This is a genomic window from Amycolatopsis sp. CB00013, assembly GCF_001905755.1.
Taxonomy (GTDB): domain Bacteria; phylum Actinomycetota; class Actinomycetes; order Mycobacteriales; family Pseudonocardiaceae; genus Amycolatopsis; species Amycolatopsis japonica.
On record NZ_LIWC01000003.1, the window covers coordinates 408,219 to 424,768 of the forward strand.

The window sequence follows — 16,550 nt, forward strand, 5'->3', positions numbered from 1 at the left end:
GAATCACACTCCCGCGGTGAAGATCGGATGGCTTTCGCTGCCGTCGGCGTGCACGAACCCGGCGCGCAGGGGCATCCCGGCCGACGGCGTGGCGGTGTCCACCCGTGTGTGGAGCCAGGGGCCTTCGGTGAGTTCGACGATCCCGACGGTGTAGGGAACGAGGTCGGTGTAGGCCCGGTTGGGTGCACGGTGCACGACGGTCCAGGACACCAACGTCGCCGTTCCCGCCGCGCGAACCCAGCTCAGTTCGATACCGCCACAGCCCGGGCACACGGCGGCATCCGGTGCCGCCGCCTGCGCGCAGCGGTCGCAGTGTTTGATCAGCAGTTCGTCCCGTGCCGCGGCGTCGAAGAACGGGCCGCTCTTCGCGTCACGGGTGATGGGAGGCCAGGCGTGCTCGGTCATCGGCCCGCTCCGCTCAGGATCAGGGTCGCGTGGTGTTCGAGGATGCCGCCGTTGCCGCTGACCATGATCACGTCCCGCCGGGCGGCTTGGCGTGCTCCGGCCTGTCCGCGCCCCTGGATCACGGCTTCGACGATGGGGGTGAACCCGGTCAGGTAGTAGGCCGACAGCTGGCCGCCGCCGGTGTTGCACGGCAGGGAACCGCCGGGGGCGAGCCGTCCGTCGGCGACGAACTTCCCGCCCTCGCCTTTCGGGCAGAAGCCGTAGTCCTCGAGCGTGACCAGGACGGTGTAGGTGTAGCAGTCGTACAGCTGCAGGAGGTCGACGTCGTCTACGGTGACCCCGGCCATGCGCAGCGCCCGCGGCCCGGACTCGGCGGCGCCCGTGCGCAGGCCGAAGCGTGAGTCGCGGTGCATCACCCGCCCCGGATGTGCCTGACCCCAGCCGAGGACGCCGACCGGGGGCTGGGCGAGGTCGCGGGCGCGGCCGGCGCTGGTGACGATGACCGCGGCGGCGCCGTTGGACACCAGGCAGCAGTCCAGCAGACGCAGCGGGTCGGCGATGAGCGGCGAGTTCTGGTGTTCGGCCAGTGTCAGCGGTGCGCGGTGCTGAGCGTCGGGGTTGTCCGCCGCCCACGCGCGCTGGGCCACGGCGATCGCGCCGAGCTGTTCGCTGGTCGTGCCGTAGGTCTCGAAGTGCCTGCGCGCGGCCAAGGCGTAGAACAGGTTAGGGGTCACCGCCCCGATTCCCGCGTGATACCCGGCGAAACCCTTCGGCAGTGAACGCCCGGACCCGCCGAACGCGTCCCGGCCGGAACCCTGCGGCTTGAGCGGCGTGTCGGCGAACACGCAGGCGACGGCGGTCGCCTCGCCACGCTCGATCGCCGCCGCGGCGTGGGCGATCATCACCGCCGGACCGGCGCCCAGCGCGCTGATCTCGGCGAGCAGGCACAGGTCGGTCAACCCGAGGACTTTCTGCAGCGACAACCGCGGCGCTCCTCGCACACCGGGGGTGACGAGCAGCCCGTCCACTTCGGACATCGCCAGTCCGGCGTCGACGGCGGCCAGACGTACGGCCTCGGCGGCCAGGTCGGTCGCGCTGCGGTCATAGATCTTGCCGACGTCGGTGAGACCGAGTCCGGCGATCGCCGTCCCACCCATGCGCGTCACCGGCCTTCCCAGCTGGGCTTACGTTTCTCCGCGAACGCGCGGGGCCCCTCCTTGGCGTCGGCGGTCTTCATGACCGTGACCGCCTCGGCGTCGGACAGCTCCCAAGCGGCAGGCTCCCAGTCCGAACCGAGCGCGAGCATCTGGTGAATGACACGTTTGCTGGCCTGCACCGCCAATGGCGCGTTCGCCGCGATCACGTTCGCCAGCGCCAGAGCCTCGTCGAGCACCTTCTCCTGAGGAACGACCCGGTTGACCAGACCCCAGTGCAACGCGGACTCGGCCGTGATCGGCGCGCCGGTGAGGGTGGCCTCCAGGGCGATCGCCAGCGGGACGCGCCGGGCCAGCCGCAACAGGCCCCCACCCGCGGCGATGATGCCGCGGGTGACCTCGGGCAGCCCGAGCTCGGCGCTGTCGCTCATCACCGCCAGGTCGCAGGCGAGCATGAGCTCCGTGCCACCGCCGAACGCGTAGCCGTTGACCGCGGCGATCACCGGTTTGTCCAGCCGGCGCTTGAGGAACCCGCCGAAGCCGCGTTCGCGCTGCTCCCGGGTGATGAGCGGACGGCCGGCCGCGACCTCCTTGAGGTCCGCTCCGGCGCTGAAGGCGCGGCCCGCGCCGGTCAGCACACCGACACGCAGCTCGGGGTCGGCGGCGAACTCGTCGACCGCGGCCTCCACCGCCACCGACATCGCGGCGTTGACGGCGTTCATCACCTGGGGCCGGTTCAAGGTGATGAGCGCGACGTGCCCGATCCGGCGCAAGGTCGCCGGGGGTTCGTCGGTGGGCAAGGTGTCTGCCATGTCTCCTCCGCAGCCTAGATACTAGGATGACCGTACGGACGGTCAGTTAAAAAGGCAAGAGCGTGCCCCCGTCGTTTCGGGGTGGGTCAGCCGTCCGCGCGCCGGGTGTACAGCTCGGCGATCTCGGTCGCGTACTTCTGGGCGATGGGTTTGCGCCGGACCTTCATCGTCGGGGTGATCTCGTCGCCGCCGGGTTCCCAGAACGCCGGGACCAGGGTGAACTGCTTGACCTGCTCCACTCGCGAGAGCTTCGCGTTTCCGGTGTCGACCGCGTCCTGGACCGCGTGCCGGATGCGCTCGTCCTTGACCAGGACGGCGGGGTCGGGTTCGAGGCCGAGTTTCTCGCCGAAGGCCGCGGCGACGTCGGGGTCCAGGGTGATCAGTGCGACGTTGTAGGGCTTGTTGTCACCGACCACCATCATCGGGCCGATGAGCGGGGAGCCTGAGCTGATGGCGTTCTCGATGTTGGTGGGGGACATGTTCTTGCCGCTCGCGTTGATGATCAGCTCCTTCTTGCGGTCGACGATCGTGATGTGACCGTCGTCGGCGACGGTCACGATGTCGCCGGTGTGCAACCAGCCTTCCGGGTCGATCGTCTCGGCGGTCTTGGCCGGGTCGTTGCGGTACCCCTTCATCAGGAAGGGCCCGCGCACCAGGAGTTCGCCGTCCTCGGTCAGGCGGGTTTCGAGTCCGGGCAGGGGTGCACCGATCGTTCCCGCTCGAGCCTGTGCGGGCGGCGAGCCGATGCCGAGGCCGCACTCCGACATGCCCCATGCCTCGCTGACGGGAATTCCGAGAAGTTCGAGGAAGGCGTAGACGTCGGGCGGGATCGCGGCGGCGCCGGACAGGGCCCAGCGAAGCTTGTCCAAGCCGGACTGGGCGCGTACGGCGGCCAGTACCCGTGGTTCACCGGCCCGGAAGCCCGCGGCGAGTCCGGGATCGGCTTGCAGCCGCATCTCCAGTCCCAGCTTGATCTTCTCCCAGACCCGCGGTACCGCCGCGAACGTCGTCGGGTGCACGGCGGCCAACGCGGCGGGTAGTTGCCGCAGATCGGCGACCGGAGTGACTTCGACGCCGTAGCGCATGGCGAAGTAATGGCTGAGGAACCGGTCCGCGGCGTGGGCTGCGGGCAGATACGAGATCTCCGTGTCGTCGTCGCCCATCGGAAAAGACGAGCTGAAGCTCCTCGCCAGCGCGAGCGCGCCGCGGTGGGTGTGCTCGACGCCTTTCGGGGGCCCGGTCGTCCCCGACGTGTAGAGCAGGCAGAGCACGTCATCCGGCCGCACCGAACGCCAGGAAGCCTCGAAGTCGAAGCCGGGGGAGGGTGTCAGCCGGTCGAGGTCGCCGTCGTCGACGACCAGGAGATGCTCGACCGGGCCGCCCGCCACGCTGATCCGGCCGGCGAACTGCCGTTCACAGATCACCACCCTCGTGCCGGCGTGGCCGAGCAGGTAGCCGATCTGCTCCGGGGAGCTGGTGTTGTAGATCGAGAACGTCGTCGCTCCGAGATGAGAGGCGGCGGTCTCGCTCAAATGGAACTCGGTGCGGTTGGTCAACATCGTCGCGACGGTCTGTCCACGGTGGACACCCAGCGCGGCGAGCCCGCCCGCGATGCGGCGTACCGCCTCTCCGTAGGCGCGCCAGGTGAGGTCCGGGCTGTCGTCCAAAGTGCGCAGCGAGACGGCGTCCGGCTTGACCGAGACGGTGTGCTGGAACGCCTCGGGAAAGGTCAGGGGCTCGGTCATGGCTCTCCTAGATCGGCGCGACGGCCGCCTTGTGTCGACGTTGACTTTGAGCAACTATGAGCCCGACCGCACGTACAGTCAATACATCGTCCGAGGTGTTCAGAAGGCTGCGACGTGCTCCGACCTCACCGCGCAACGAAGCGCGAGATGGGTGAGACACCATGGTTGCTCGCACGATCCCGGCGGTGTTCGCCGTCCTGGCCATGACCCTTTTCGGGGTGCCCGCGGCGGCGGCCGAAGACCCCGGCCCGCCGCTGGCGGCGCCGGAGGCCGCGATGGACGCGGCCGTCACGTGCACCCCTGACATCGAGGACGCCAAGGCCAACCCGGTGCTGCTGGTGCACGGCACCGGCTCGACGCCGAGGGAGTCCTGGAGCTGGAACTACGAACGCGCCCTGCCCGCGCTGGGGGTCCCGGTGTGCGCGGTGGCGCTGCCGGAACGAGCGCTGATCAGCGTTCCCGTCGCCAACGAGTACCTCGTCCACGCCATCCGCCACGTCCACGACCTGAGCGGCCGCAAGGTTTCCCTCCTGGGCCACAGCCAGGGCGGCACGCACATCCTGTGGTCCCTGCGGTTCTGGCCCGACCTGCCGGGCAAGGTCGACGACGTGGTCGCACTGTCCGGTGACTTCCACGGCACCGTGATCGGCAACCTCGTCTGCGCAGGCCCCTGCACGGCGATTTCCTGGCAGGCCCGGATCGGTTCGAACCTGCTGACCAGGATGACCCGTGACCCCCTCCCTCCAGGGCCGTCCTACACCACCGTCCAGACCGTGTTCGACGAGGTCGTCACCCCGGCGCCGCAAGCGGGACGGCTCGACGGCGCGGCGAACTTCACCGTCCAGGACTTCTGTCCCGGCCGCCTCGCCGACCACGTCACGATGCTCGCCGACGACGTCGCCTGGCAGATCGCCGCCGACGCCCTCACCCACGACGGCCCCGCTGTCGCGAGCCGCATCAAGGCCCGATGCTGGAAACCCTTCCTGCCCAACGTGAACCTGCTCGGTCTCGCCGATGCCATTCCCACGGTCGGCAGCGCTCTCGGCGGCATCCTGGGCCTGACTCAGCCGAAGCTGCCCGCCGAACCCGAGCTGCCCGACTACACCCGACCGTAGCGGAGAACTTGACTGACCGCACGTACGGTCTGTAGACAGTGAGGGGGAACACCTCCGCCGTTCACCGAGGAAGACGGGTATCCATGACCATCACGACCGGCACCGTGCGAGCGACCGCCGCCGTGCTCCGCACACCGGACGGGCCGTTCCGGCTCGAAGACGTCGTCCTGGACGCCCCCGGCCGCGGCGAGGTCGTCGTGCGGATCGCCGGGGTCGGGCTCTGCCACACCGACCTGCTGCCCCGCACGCCGGTCGTGAAGCCACCGGTGATCGCCGGCCACGAGGCCGCCGGAGTGGTGGAGGCCGTCGGTGACGGCGTCGCCGACCCGCTGGTCGGCGACCACGTCGTGCTCTCCTTCGACTCCTGCGGTGACTGCGCGAACTGCCTGGCCGCCCAGCCTGCGTACTGCGAGTCGTTCTGGCCCCGCAACATGTCGGGCAAGCGTGCCGACCGCTCGACGGGGGCCCGCGACGCCGAGGGCAACGCCGTCAAAGGCCGGTGGTTCGGCCAGTCCTCCTTCGCCACACACGCCGTCGTCGCGGCGCGCAACACCATCAAGGTCGACCCGGCGCTGCCGCTGGAACTGCTCGGCCCGCTGGCCTGCGGTGTCCTGACCGGCGCCGGGTCGGTCTTCAACTCCCTCGATCTCGGACCCGGAACCGGCCTGGCCGTGTTCGGCGCCGGAACCGTCGGGCTCTCCGCGATCATGGCCGCCCGCGTCGCCGGGGCGACGACCATCGTCGCGGTCGATCTCAATCCGGAACGGTTGCGGCTCGCCGAAGAACTGGGCGCCACCCACGTCGTCGACGCCACGACCCCGGACCTGACCCAGCACCTGAAGAAACTCACGGGCGGCGGTCTCGAGTACACCTTGGACACCACCGGTGTCCCCACGGTGATCACCACCGCGATCGACGTGCTCCGCCTGCGCGGAGTGTGCGGGCTGCTCGGAGTGCAGCGCGGGGCGCTCGCGATCAGGCCCGATCAGTTCGCGCTCGGCCGCACCGTCAAGGGAATCCTCGAAGGCGACGCCGTGCCCAAGCTGCTGATTCCGCGGCTCATCGCGCTGTGGCGGCAGGGCCGGTTCCCGTTCGACAAGCTCATCACCACCTTCCCCCTGGACGAGATCAACGACGCGGAGGCCGCGATGCATGCCGGTTCCGTCGTGAAACCCGTCCTGTTGCCCACCCCGACCAAGGAGCTGTGATGACAGTCCAAGCCGAGGCCCTGTTCATCGACGGTGGCTGGACGCGGCCGTCGACCTCCCAGCGGATCGCGGTCCATTCCGCGAGCACCGAGGAACTGCTCGGACACGTCGCCGCCGGGGTGGAAGCCGACATCGACGCCGCTGTCGCCGCGGCCCGCCGCGCCTTCGACGACCCTCGCGGCTGGTCATCCTGGGAAGCAGCGGCACGGGCCGAAGTCCTGGAACGGTTCGCCGCCGAACTGTCGGCCCGCAGCGGTGAGATCGTGCGGCACGTGAGCAGCCAGAACGGCATGCCCATTCGCATCGCACAGCAGACCGAAGGGCTCGTCCCGGCCAACCTCCTGCGGTACTACGCGGGCCTGATCCGCGAGCAGCCACCCGAAGAGCTCCGGACATCCCTGGTCAGCGGCACCACCGCCGTCCGCAAGGAACCGATCGGGGTGGTCGGGGCGATCGTGCCCTGGAACTTCCCCCAGTCCCTGACTTTCTTCAAACTCGCCCCCTCCCTCGCCGCGGGATGCACCGTGGTGCTCAAACCCTCCTCGGAGACGGTGCTCGACGCCCTCCTGATCGCCGACGCCGCAATCGCCGCCGGCCTCCCGCCCGGCGTACTCAACATCGTGCCCGGCTCAGGCCGCGGAGCGGGAGCACACCTGGTACGCCACCCCGGCGTGGACAAGATCGCCTTCACCGGCTCCACCGAAGCGGGCAGGTCGATCGCGGAAACGTGTGGACGGCTGCTGCGTCCGGTGACCCTCGAGCTGGGAGGCAAGTCCGCCGGGATCATCCTCGACGACGCCGACCTCACGGTGAGCATGAAGGGGATGTTCAGTTCCTGCCTGCTCAACCAGGGACAGAGCTGCTTCATCAGCACCCGCATCCTCGCCCCGCGAAGCCGCTACGACGAAGTGGTCGACGCCTTCACCGCGCTGGCCTCGTCCCTGCCCGTCGGCGACCCGCTGGACAAGGCCACCGTGATCGGCCCGCTGGCCAGTCGGAAGCAACGCGACAGCGTCGAGGCCTACATCGCCACAGGCACGGCCGAAGGCGGCCGGATCACCACAGGAGGCCGCCGCCCCACGGGCTTCGACCGCGGCTGGTACCTCGAGCCGACGATCTTCGCCGACGTCGCCAACGACCACACCATCGCCAGGGAAGAGATCTTCGGCCCGGTGCTGGCGATCATCCCCTTCACCGATGACGACGACGCCATCCGCATCGCCAACGACTCCGACTACGGCCTCGGCGGCACCGTCTGGACGACCGACACCGACCGCGGACACGCCCTCGCCCGCAAGGTGGCCACCGGCACCATCGGCGTCAACGGCTTCACCATGGACCCCGGTGCGCCGTTCGGCGGCGTCAAAGCCAGCGGCCTCGGCCGCGAACTCGGCCCGGAAGGCCTGACCGCGTACCAGCGATACAAATCCATCTACCTGCCCTGAATCCTGGCCGGTCTTCTAGACTGGCCAGGATCGACCGTCCGTACGGTGACCAAGCGAGACACAGGGAGAACGCGGTGCCCCGACCAGTCGGCAGGCGAGCAGAGATCCTGGAGACGTTCGCTCGGCACGTCGCCGAACGCGGCTACGACCAGACCAACCTGGGCGACATCGCCGACGAACTCGGCATGTCCAAGGGCACCATCGTCCACCACTTCGGGACCAAGGCCCAGATGCTGCGCGAAGTGGAAGAGAACTACATGCGCCGCCAGCTTCACGCGGTCCACGGAATGTGGGAGCGCCTGGAGAAACCGCAAGAGCGCGTGGCCGCGATCATCTACGCCTCGGTTCTCCTGCACGTCGTCGATCGCCACGCCACCGTCGCGACCCAGCGCGAGGTCGTGCAGCTGTCGGATGACCCGGCGATGCAGGAAGTCCGCAAACTGCGCGGCGAGATGCAGCGCCTGACCGAAGCCGAACTGCAGCAGGGCGTCGACGCCGGACTCTTCCGGAAAATCGACGTCCGCGTCACCACCCTGCAGCTTTTCGGCTCTGTGCAATGGATGTGGGTCTGGTTCGACCCCAAGGGGCCCCAGACCCCCGAAGAGGTAGGGGCGTCGATGGTCGACGTCTTCCTCGGCGGCCTGCTGCTGGACCGGTACGGTTTACAGCAAGTGGCGGATCCGAAGGGAGCCGTGGTGACCGTGGTGCGGGAATGCCTCACAGCGGTGGGGGAGAGCCCGGAATAGGCTCTGCGGATCAGCCGCTCATCGGCCACGCCGGCGCGGTGGCCAGCCTGACCCTCGGCCGGGTGAACGGACGCAACCTCGCCTTGACTGGTCGTACCGCTGCGCTCGATCTCCGCTACCGACCGAGAAGCAATCGAAGCCGAAGCCCTGCGGCTACTGGAGTTCGCCGCTCCCGCCGCCGTTCACGACGTCCGGTTCAGCGAATAGCCCACAGACGACCGAAGCCGTGTGGTGCGTCGCGCCCGAGCCGGGGGCTGATTGCGTCGCCGCTGACCATGGGTGACTGCACGCGGATCGTGGTGTTGGGGCCGTGGTGATACCCACGACGACGGCTTCGTACTGCGAAGCGACCCGACGAGTTTCGTCCGGCCGATTTCGATTGGGATGATCAGCCGATGGAGGGGTTGCGGGAGATGCGGGACCAGATCGTCTTGCCAGGCGTGGAGTCGTCACGATGGACGCCCCACGCGTCGCTGAGGTCGTTGATCAGGCGCATACCGTGCCCCCGGAGGTCTTGAGGAGCGGGGTTGTGGAGTGTCGGCAGCGCGGATGAAGTGTCGTCGACTTCGACCACCACCCGGCATGGCGTCGGTAGGTAGGTCAAACGCACTTCACGCGGACCGGGAGTGTGCTCATAGGCATTGGCGAGTAACTCGTCCGCGACGACGAGTACATCCTCAAGTACATCGTCGGCGCTCGGGGGAAGTGCGCGGCGGAGCCAGCGGCGCACCCGGGACATCGCGAACGGCCCGTTGCCGCTGACGTCGATCGTCCACGTGTGGGTGTTCGGGTCGGCTTCGTGACCAGCCATCTACCTCGGGTTCCCGTTGTCAGCGACGGTAAACCTGTGGATGAGCCAGGCGCGTGTGGCCCTCGGCCTTCGGTGTGGTCGGGTCCGATTCGCGTGGCGCTGCTAAGCGGTTTCCGCTTTGAGTACCGGAGTGACCGGGACGCGTGCGTCGAAGACGGCGGGGATGGTGGCGATCGCGGCGACGGAGAGCGTGAGGCCGGCCCCGGCCGCCGCCAGCCACCAAGCCGGCGGTGAAGTCAGAGTGGGACCGGCGGACACGGTTCGGTGCAGCAACAGCCCGAGCGGCAGGCCGAAGATGGCGCCGCCCAGCGCGGACGGGATCTGGGCGACCGCGAGCGCGGCGGTGACCTGCTCCGGCGTGGCTCCGAAGGCCCGGGCGACCGCCAAGGAGCGCCGCGCGTCCCGTGCCGTGGTCCAGGTGATGATGATCGTGTTGACGACGGCCAGGGCGAGCAGCGCCGCGGTGACGGCCAGGACGGCGCGCTCGGTCTGGTCGTCACGCAGGTTGACGAGCGTGATGCCGCCGAGGTCGTAGCCGTGCGGGGGCTGCGCCCGCAGGGTCAGCGCGGCACCGACCGCGATGCCGACGGTGGCGATGCCGGTGGCGTTGAGCACGGCACGGGCCGGTCGCCGGGCGACCAGCCGGAACCCGAGCAACAGCGGCACGGGCAACCGTCCCGCGAGCGCTGTGAGCCAGGTCGAATGGTCGACGGGGCGGGCCGGTGCGGAGAGCGCGGGCACCGTGGCGGTGCGCGCCGAGCGGAGGGCCGCCCGGCGGTGCCGGCCAGCGCGATGAGCAAAGCCAGGACCAGAACCGGTAGTACCGTTCCGGTCGTGATCGGGAGGTCGGTGTCGAGCAGACCCGGGTTGGGGCCGGCCACCGCGGGAGTGACGAGTCTGCCGGTGGCGATGCCGAGCCCGGCCGCGGTCAGCCCGAGGAGCAGGTATTCGGCCAGCAAGACCGTGCTGACCACGCCGGGGGTGGCGCCGACCGCTTTGAGCAAGCCTGCCCGGCGGGTCTGCTCGGACGCCCGATGCGAGGCCAGGACCGCGGCCCCGGCTTCGGCGGACATCGCGAGCAGCCAGCCGCCCACAAGAGCGTCGGTTCGGTGTCTCTGAACACTTTCGCGTCCTGGGCGGACAGGTCCTGCCAAGCGCGAAGGTGCAGGCGGACGTCGTCACCGTGCCGGAAGGAGCGCTTGAAAGCCGGTGCGCCTGCTGGATCGGCCAAGCGCAGGTGCATCGCGTACGCGGATTCGAGCCGCGGCGAGGACAGCGACCGTATATCCGTTTCCGTCAGCCAAACCAGACCGCTGTAATCGCTCGGTCCGCCGCCGGGGCCGGTGATCTCGCGTTTCACCGCATCCCAGTCCCGGCGGGAAACGAGCCGGAAGGTGTTGCGGATCAAGTGAACGAGGCAGGTCTGAACAATGGTCTGCGTCCAGACGTTCGCCACGACGTCGGGCAGGCCTTTGAGTCCGTCGCAGACGAGGAAGAACTCGTCCCGCACGCCCCGTTTTTCAGGTCGATCAGCACACTCATCCAGAACTTCGCGCCCTCGCCGCCGACACCCATCCACAAGCCCAGGACGTCCTTGCGGCCCTCCACGGTCACGCCGATGGCCGCGTAGACAGGCCGGTTGGCGACCTGCCCGTCACGGACCTTGACATGGATCGCGTCGATGAACACAGCCACATACACCGCGTCCAGCGGACGGCTAGCCCAGTCGTTCATTTCAGCGACAACCTTGTCAGTGATCCGCGAGACCGTTTCCTTGCTGACCGAGGATCCGTAGATCTCAGCGAAATGCGCCGAGATCTCCCCTGTCGTCATTCCCTTCGCATACAACGACAACACGATCTCATCCACCTCGGTAAGCCGACGTTGCCGCTTCTTCACGATCTGTGGCTCGAACGTGCTCTCCCGATCCCGAGGAACGTTGATACCGACCTCGCCCGCCGCGTCCGAAACCACCGTTTCGGCCGAGTACCGTTCCGGACATTCGTCGAGCCACGGTCCGGCTCGGCCTGATCCTTCTCATGCCCGAGGTGCTCGGTCATCTCCTCGTTCAGTGCGGTTTCCAGCACGTTCTTGGTGAATAGCTTCAGCAAGCCATCCGGGCCGGTCAATGCCGGCCCCGCGCCTTCGCTTCGGCCACCATCGCCGCCGCGGCGGCCTGCTCCGGCGACAGCTCCCGCGCCGACCTGGACTCACGCTTATGTGGACTCACAAGCTCCGATGTCATCACTCACAGCGCCCATCCCGCCGGCCCTCAGCCCGGCGTGTCGGGCCGGAAACACCGATCTTGGAACAGTCCCAACCGGATAGGGCGTATGGAGGGATAATCCTGGCACGCCAAGGGTTTTGTCGGCTGCAAAGCTTAGAGCGTAGGTGCAGGCCGGCTTCCGGTGCCCATGTTGGCTATGTGCATCCGACATCGCAGCGACGCGTCTCGGCGTCCGGTGCGGGGGCGTGCGTTGCTCAGGGCGGGGTCGGCTGGGTGTGGGGGTAGGTGGGGAGGTCGATGGCGTCTGAGGGTGGGTTGGTGAATCGGGTGGCGAGGCGGCTGATTTTGGGGTTGGTGGCGAGGCTTGCGATGGTGTTGAGGAGCCGGATGCCGGTGCGGGTTTTCGGGGAGGCCAGCCGGGGTGCGATCCAGGGGACTTTCTGTGCTTGTGCGACGTAGGGCCGCAGGAGGGTTTCGTAGGCGTGGAAGGCGTTGCTGTGGTCGGTGTGCCGGCTGAGTTCGCCGGCGAGGACGTAGGCGCCGACGAGGGCGAGGCTGGTGCCCATGCCGCTGAGCGGGGAGGCGCAGTAGGCGGCGTCGCCGACGGTGGCGATGCGGCCGCGTGACCACTTCTTGAGGTGCATCTGGCCGATGGATTCGAAGTAGAAGTCCGGGGAGTCGGCCATGGTGTCGAGCACGCGTGGGGTTTCCCAGCCGGCGTCGGCGTAGTGGCGGCGCAGGAAGTCCTGTTGTGCAGGGGCTTGCAGCCGTTCGAGCCCGGCTTGCGGGTACAGGAAGGACAGTGAGGCGCGGGTGGTGCCTTGGTTGTCGGGGCGCAGGAGGACGACGCGGCGGTCGGGGGCGTTGTACCAGCGGGCCCAGCGGCCGTCGGACGCGGCGCGGGGGATGGTGAAGTAGGCGGTGTAGAGGCCGAATGAGCGGGTGCGGGCGATGTCGGCGAAGACGAGGTCGCGGGTTCGGGATCGGAGGCCGTCGGCGAGGACGACGAGGTCGAATCGCCGGTCCGCGCCGGTTCGGAAGGTGACGTCCACGCCGTCGTCGGTGTCGGTCAGCCCGGTGATCTCGTCGCCGAAGACGTAGTCGACGTCGTCTCGGGTGCGCTGGTAGAGCAGGCCGGCGAGTTCGCCGCGCAGGAGTTCCAGTTCGGTGACGAACCCGTCGCCATCAAGGGAATCGGTGCCGAACGACGCGCGGATCCGGTTGCGGTCGTCGACGAAGTGCACTCCCTCCTCGTGGGTGACGCGGTCGCGGGCGGCCTGCTCGAGGCCCATCCGTTCGATGACGGTGCGACCGGCGCCGCGCAGGTCGACGGTCTGCCCGCCAGGACGTAGTTCCGGTGCGCGTTCGATCACGGTCGCGGTCATGCCGTGCTGGTGGAGCCAGTAGGCGAGTGCGGGTCCAGCGATGCTGGCGCCGGAGATCAGGACGGTGCGGGACATGGGTGTCCTCCTCGCGAAGGGGTGGCGGGGTCTGGTCATGGGCACGGGTGCGGTGACCGGTGCCCTTGATCAGCGGGAGCCTTCGGCGGTCCGGGACGCTGGCGCGGCGCTCGCCAGCGTGGTGTCCGCGTCCACGATGTCCGCCGGTGTCGTGGCGTCGGTACCGGCGGCGAGGTCCGCGTCGTCCGGGCGGGCGCGTCGGGGGAACAGCGGTGAGATGAGCAGGAACAGTCCGATGACGATCGCCTGGACCACGAGGGCGTCACGGAAGCTCTCGGTGACCGCGCCGCTGAGGGCGCCGGCGAAGAACACGGTGCTGAACACCGCGACACCGACCGAGCCGCCGATGGACTGGACCGCGGACAGGACGCCGGAGGCGGAGCCGACCTCGTCATCGTCGACGGCACCGAGCACGGTGTTGAACACCGCGGCGATCACGATTCCCGAGCCGATGCCGGCGACGGCGCTGCCGGGCACGATCCGCCAGATCGTGAAGTCGGTGGTGTCGGCAAGGGCGAGCCACAGCCAGGCGACACCGGCGAGCTGGACGATGGCTCCGGCCTGCAACACCCGGCGGCCGAGTTTGGCGGCGAGCAGGCCTCCGCTGATCGTGCCGCCGACGGCGGTTCCCAGTGCGACCGGGAGGTTGCCCAGCCCGGCCTGTCCGGCGGTGAACCCCTGGCCGATCTGCAGGAAGAACGTCAACACCAGCTGGGTGCCGATCATGCCGCCGAAGAACAACGCGACCGCGACCAGCCCGACGGTGAACGTGGGTTTGCCGAACAGGGCCGGGGTGACCAGCGGATCGCGGCCCAAGCGCACGACCCGGCGCTGCCACAGCGCGAATCCGACGTAGCCGAGCGCGGCGGCGGACAGCGAAAGCCACGTCCACAACGGCCATCCCGCGGCCTGTCCCTCGTTGAGCGGAAGGACCAGCAGCGCGGACGCGGCGGCGACGAACACGGCTCCGACGACGTCCACGCGCAGGGTCCTGGTCCCGCCGCCGCGGGGCACCAGCCGCCAGGCGAACACCAACGCCGCGAGACCGACCGGGACGTTGACCAGGAACACCAGGCGCCAGCCGAGACCGAACAGGTCCCAGTCGACCAGCGCGCCACCCAGTACCGGGCCCAGGACACCGCCGAGCCCCAGCACCGGCCCGAAGATCGCCAGGGCCTTGGTGAGATCGCGGGGAGCCAGGTTGTCGCGCAGGATGCCGAGGCCCTGCGGCAGCATCATCGCCCCCGCCACGCCCTGGACCAGCCGGAAGGTGATCAGCGTTTCGATGCTCGGCGCGATCGCGCACAGCAACGACGCGAGAGTGAAGGCCACGAGCCCGAACAGGAATATCGGGCGGCGTCCGTAGCGGTCGCCGAGCCGCCCGCCCAGCACGAGGCCTGCGCCGAGAGTCAGGGCGTAGCCGCCGATCACCCACTGCAAGCCGACAGGGCTCGAACGCAGGGACTTTTCCAGCGACGGTCCTGCCACGTTGACGATCGTCGAGTCGAGCAGATCCATCAGCTCGACGACGAGCACGGTGGCCAGCAGCCACCACACCGCCCTCGGTGATGTCTTCTCTGATACAGCCATGATTTTCTCCGGATTCTGGTTATAGCGCCCGTTTTCAGGGCGTGTTCGTACGCCGGAGGACATCCGCGCGGAACGAACGCGCCCCCGCTGGGTAGGTGTGGCGGCTTGCCTGCCGCGGCGAGAGATCAGCCCTGGGGGAAGGAGTCCGCCGTGTCCGTGTAGACCTGCACGACTCCGGCCAGGAATGCCTCCACGACATCCCTGTCGCGGGGGGCCAGCGCTTCGACGAGGCCCTCCACACCACGCAGCAGCGGACGCAGGTGACCGAAGAGCCGGTCCATCGACTCCGCGACCGGCTCGACCATCACCTTGCGGCGATCGGTGGGGTGCGGGCGGCGGACGATATGCCCGGCCTTCTCGAGCCGGTCCACGATGTGCGTGCTCGCCGCGGTCGACACCCGCAGCCGGTCCGCGAGGTCCTTGGCGGTCAGCGGGCCGTCGGTAGTGAGATGCTCCATCGCCGCCAGGTCGGTGGCATTGATCCCCAGAGCACCACTCAGACCCTGCTCGACCACCCGCGTCAGCACCCCTACCTCTTGCAGACGCTCCATCACCGCGTTGCCCGCGCCAGGGGACTCGACCGGCCGCCGACCAGACAGGCGGTCCCGCCCGGTGGTGGGCGACATGGCGGCGCGACGCGAGCCGCGAGCAGAGGAAGTCATGACAGTAGACTACTAGATAAGTCACTAACTAATTTAGTGAAATTGTGTGACGGCCGACACTGGTCCGAGGTCATCCCCTGCGGGAGCCTCGCTTCTTATCGCCTGGTCCTCATGACGACCACGAACACGGTCGGCCCCAGATCTGGCCCGCCCGCGATGCCGTGACCTTCGCACTCTGATCCCCTGTTACGAAGCGGCATCCGGATTCCGGGTTGGGGTCCCGGGATGGCCCTCCGCTGCTACTGCTGTCCGGCGGGCCGCCAGGGCTACCACAAGCGACCAAGCCGCCATCCTTTCGTCGCATGATCTCGTTGCGGGCCGAGCGGGAGGGGCGTCGAACGGATCGGCCTCGCCGGCTGGTAGGTCAACCGGCGAGGCCTGGGCTGACGGTCGTCCGCGGCAGACCGGCAGCCTGAGTGTCGGGTTCCCGTGGGCCGGCGATTCATGCGTGTGGTTGATCGTTGATTGCGCTGGTATCTAACCGCCTGCGGCGAGAATCTTGACGGCTATCCGGGGTAATGGCAGAACCTCTCGAACGGGTGCCGGAGTGGCGTATCGAAGTCCGCCTGGGGTGAGGTCAGCTGAGTTGTGGTTGGACAGGTTCTCCGGATTGTTCGTCATTGACTCGGTCGAGATGGACCATCGCGGTGTGGTCCCGTGTTCCGGGGTCGGCGTAGTAGGTCACCAGCCGATGCCTGGGTGTGTCTTCGATCTGCATGGACTGGAAGCTGAGGGCGAGTGTCCCGGCCTCGGGGTGGTTGATCTTCTTGGCTGTCGGGGCGGGAGGCCGTACTTCGTAGAGTTCCCACAGGCGGGTGAGCTCTGGGCTCGTGGTGAGTAGCTCGTTGACGAGCTGGGTCAGGTCCGCGGCGTCGGGCTCGATGCCGGCGAGGGCGCGTAGGCGGGCTACGCACCCGCCTAGCACCTGGTCCCGTTCGGCGAACAGGTCGCGAGCGGCCGGGTGGCAGAATACGTAGCGGGAGATGTTGCGCTGCTCGGCCGGCCAGCATTCGATACCGGGCAGGGGTTTTGTCCGCGTGATGTGACCGCAGCCTCCGAGGTTGCAGGCCAGGACATCCATTGTGCGGCTGGGGGCCCGCGCGAGATAAGGGCGGAGTCTTGCGAGAAGCAAGTCCGTGCCGGGCGTGCGCTTGGTCTGAGCCGGCAATG

14 protein-coding genes and 2 pseudogenes are annotated in these 16,550 nt (G+C 68.7%); 4 read left to right on the top strand and 12 right to left on the bottom strand.

The annotated features are described in order from the left end of the window. Positions 1-3: 3 nt before the first annotated feature. From AMK34_RS21530 to AMK34_RS21545, 4 genes are all read right to left on the bottom strand, one after another. Positions 4-405, bottom strand: coding sequence for a Zn-ribbon domain-containing OB-fold protein (locus AMK34_RS21530; RefSeq protein WP_038516864.1), 402 nt, complete (start codon positions 403-405; stop codon positions 4-6). Continuing rightward, positions 402-1,562: a thiolase family protein gene (locus tag AMK34_RS21535; protein ID WP_038516862.1), complete on the bottom strand. Its 1,161-nt coding sequence runs from the start codon at positions 1,560-1,562 to the stop codon at positions 402-404. Before AMK34_RS21535 ends, AMK34_RS21530 begins: the two co-directional genes overlap by 4 nt. A gap of 5 nt (positions 1,563-1,567) precedes the next feature. Next, the gene (locus AMK34_RS21540) at positions 1,568-2,371 is read right to left on the bottom strand and encodes a crotonase/enoyl-CoA hydratase family protein (protein ID WP_038516860.1); all 804 of its coding nucleotides are present in this window, start codon (positions 2,369-2,371) and stop codon (positions 1,568-1,570) included. An 86-nt stretch (positions 2,372-2,457) separates the two neighbouring features. After that, the gene (locus tag AMK34_RS21545; protein ID WP_073846566.1) at positions 2,458-4,116 is read right to left on the bottom strand and encodes an AMP-binding protein; all 1,659 of its coding nucleotides are present in this window, start codon (positions 4,114-4,116) and stop codon (positions 2,458-2,460) included. Between the two features lie 161 nt (positions 4,117-4,277). Here AMK34_RS21545 and AMK34_RS21550 point away from each other — a divergent pair, with 161 nt between their 5' ends. The 4 genes from AMK34_RS21550 (at position 4,278) to AMK34_RS21565 (ending at position 8,630) form a co-directional block, all read left to right on the top strand. Further along, the gene (locus tag AMK34_RS21550; protein ID WP_038516856.1) at positions 4,278-5,231 is read left to right on the top strand and encodes an esterase/lipase family protein; all 954 of its coding nucleotides are present in this window, start codon (positions 4,278-4,280) and stop codon (positions 5,229-5,231) included. Between the two features lie 83 nt (positions 5,232-5,314). After that, a complete protein-coding gene (locus tag AMK34_RS21555; RefSeq protein ID WP_083649936.1) occupies positions 5,315-6,439 on the top strand; it encodes an NAD(P)-dependent alcohol dehydrogenase in 1,125 nt (374 codons plus the stop codon). After that, on the top strand, positions 6,439-7,884 hold the full coding sequence (locus AMK34_RS21560; RefSeq protein WP_073846567.1) for an aldehyde dehydrogenase: 1,446 nt from the start codon (positions 6,439-6,441) through the stop codon (positions 7,882-7,884). The genes AMK34_RS21555 and AMK34_RS21560 overlap by 1 nt, the downstream gene beginning before the upstream one ends. Positions 7,885-7,958: 74 nt before the next feature. Then, positions 7,959-8,630 carry a TetR/AcrR family transcriptional regulator gene (locus AMK34_RS21565; RefSeq protein WP_038516852.1) on the top strand — a complete coding sequence of 224 codons (672 nt, stop codon included), beginning with the start codon at positions 7,959-7,961 and terminating at the stop codon, positions 8,628-8,630. A 388-nt stretch (positions 8,631-9,018) separates the two neighbouring features. On the opposite strand, the gene AMK34_RS21570 is transcribed toward AMK34_RS21565, so the two are convergent. From AMK34_RS21570 to AMK34_RS21605, 8 genes and pseudogenes are all read right to left on the bottom strand, one after another. Then, on the bottom strand, positions 9,019-9,441 hold the full coding sequence (locus AMK34_RS21570; RefSeq protein WP_073846568.1) for an ATP-binding protein: 423 nt from the start codon (positions 9,439-9,441) through the stop codon (positions 9,019-9,021). Between the two features lie 102 nt (positions 9,442-9,543). Further along, positions 9,544-10,182, bottom strand: coding sequence for an FtsX-like permease family protein (locus tag AMK34_RS21575; RefSeq protein WP_083649937.1), 639 nt, complete (start codon positions 10,180-10,182; stop codon positions 9,544-9,546). Between the two features lie 101 nt (positions 10,183-10,283). Beyond that, positions 10,284-10,514: pseudogene (locus AMK34_RS43965) on the bottom strand (FtsX-like permease family protein); the annotation flags it as partial. A gap of 332 nt (positions 10,515-10,846) precedes the next feature. Then, positions 10,847-11,528: pseudogene (locus AMK34_RS21585) on the bottom strand (IS256 family transposase); the annotation flags it as partial. Between the two features lie 394 nt (positions 11,529-11,922). After that, positions 11,923-13,128 carry an FAD-dependent monooxygenase gene (locus AMK34_RS21590; RefSeq protein WP_038516849.1) on the bottom strand — a complete coding sequence of 402 codons (1,206 nt, stop codon included), beginning with the start codon at positions 13,126-13,128 and terminating at the stop codon, positions 11,923-11,925. Between the two features lie 69 nt (positions 13,129-13,197). Next, complete coding sequence (locus AMK34_RS21595) at positions 13,198-14,718, bottom strand: MFS transporter (RefSeq protein ID WP_083649938.1); 1,521 nt, start codon at positions 14,716-14,718, stop codon at positions 13,198-13,200. A 125-nt stretch (positions 14,719-14,843) separates the two neighbouring features. Beyond that, complete coding sequence (locus tag AMK34_RS21600; RefSeq protein WP_241832820.1) at positions 14,844-15,380, bottom strand: MarR family winged helix-turn-helix transcriptional regulator; 537 nt, start codon at positions 15,378-15,380, stop codon at positions 14,844-14,846. Positions 15,381-15,957: 577 nt separating this feature from the next. Continuing rightward, a complete protein-coding gene (locus tag AMK34_RS21605; protein WP_051972621.1) occupies positions 15,958-16,548 on the bottom strand; it encodes an MmyB family transcriptional regulator in 591 nt (196 codons plus the stop codon). Positions 16,549-16,550: the final 2 nt, after the last annotated feature.

Excerpts from the sequence above, each read along its gene's own strand:
- AMK34_RS21530 (WP_038516864.1), bottom strand. The coding sequence starts at position 405 with ATGACCGAGCACGCCTGGCCTCCCATCACCCGTGACGCGAAGAGCGGC.
- AMK34_RS21535 (WP_038516862.1), bottom strand. The coding sequence starts at position 1,562 with ATGGGTGGGACGGCGATCGCCGGACTCGGTCTCACCGACGTCGGCAAG.
- AMK34_RS21540 (WP_038516860.1), bottom strand. The coding sequence starts at position 2,371 with ATGGCAGACACCTTGCCCACCGACGAACCCCCGGCGACCTTGCGCCGG.
- AMK34_RS21545 (WP_073846566.1), bottom strand. The coding sequence starts at position 4,116 with ATGACCGAGCCCCTGACCTTTCCCGAGGCGTTCCAGCACACCGTCTCG.
- AMK34_RS21550 (WP_038516856.1), top strand. The coding sequence starts at position 4,278 with ATGGTTGCTCGCACGATCCCGGCGGTGTTCGCCGTCCTGGCCATGACC.
- AMK34_RS21555 (WP_083649936.1), top strand. The coding sequence starts at position 5,315 with ATGACCATCACGACCGGCACCGTGCGAGCGACCGCCGCCGTGCTCCGC.
- AMK34_RS21560 (WP_073846567.1), top strand. The coding sequence starts at position 6,439 with ATGACAGTCCAAGCCGAGGCCCTGTTCATCGACGGTGGCTGGACGCGG.
- AMK34_RS21570 (WP_073846568.1), bottom strand. The coding sequence starts at position 9,441 with ATGGCTGGTCACGAAGCCGACCCGAACACCCACACGTGGACGATCGAC.
- AMK34_RS21590 (WP_038516849.1), bottom strand. The coding sequence starts at position 13,128 with ATGTCCCGCACCGTCCTGATCTCCGGCGCCAGCATCGCTGGACCCGCA.
- AMK34_RS21595 (WP_083649938.1), bottom strand. The coding sequence starts at position 14,718 with ATGGCTGTATCAGAGAAGACATCACCGAGGGCGGTGTGGTGGCTGCTG.
- AMK34_RS21600 (WP_241832820.1), bottom strand. The coding sequence starts at position 15,380 with ATGACTTCCTCTGCTCGCGGCTCGCGTCGCGCCGCCATGTCGCCCACC.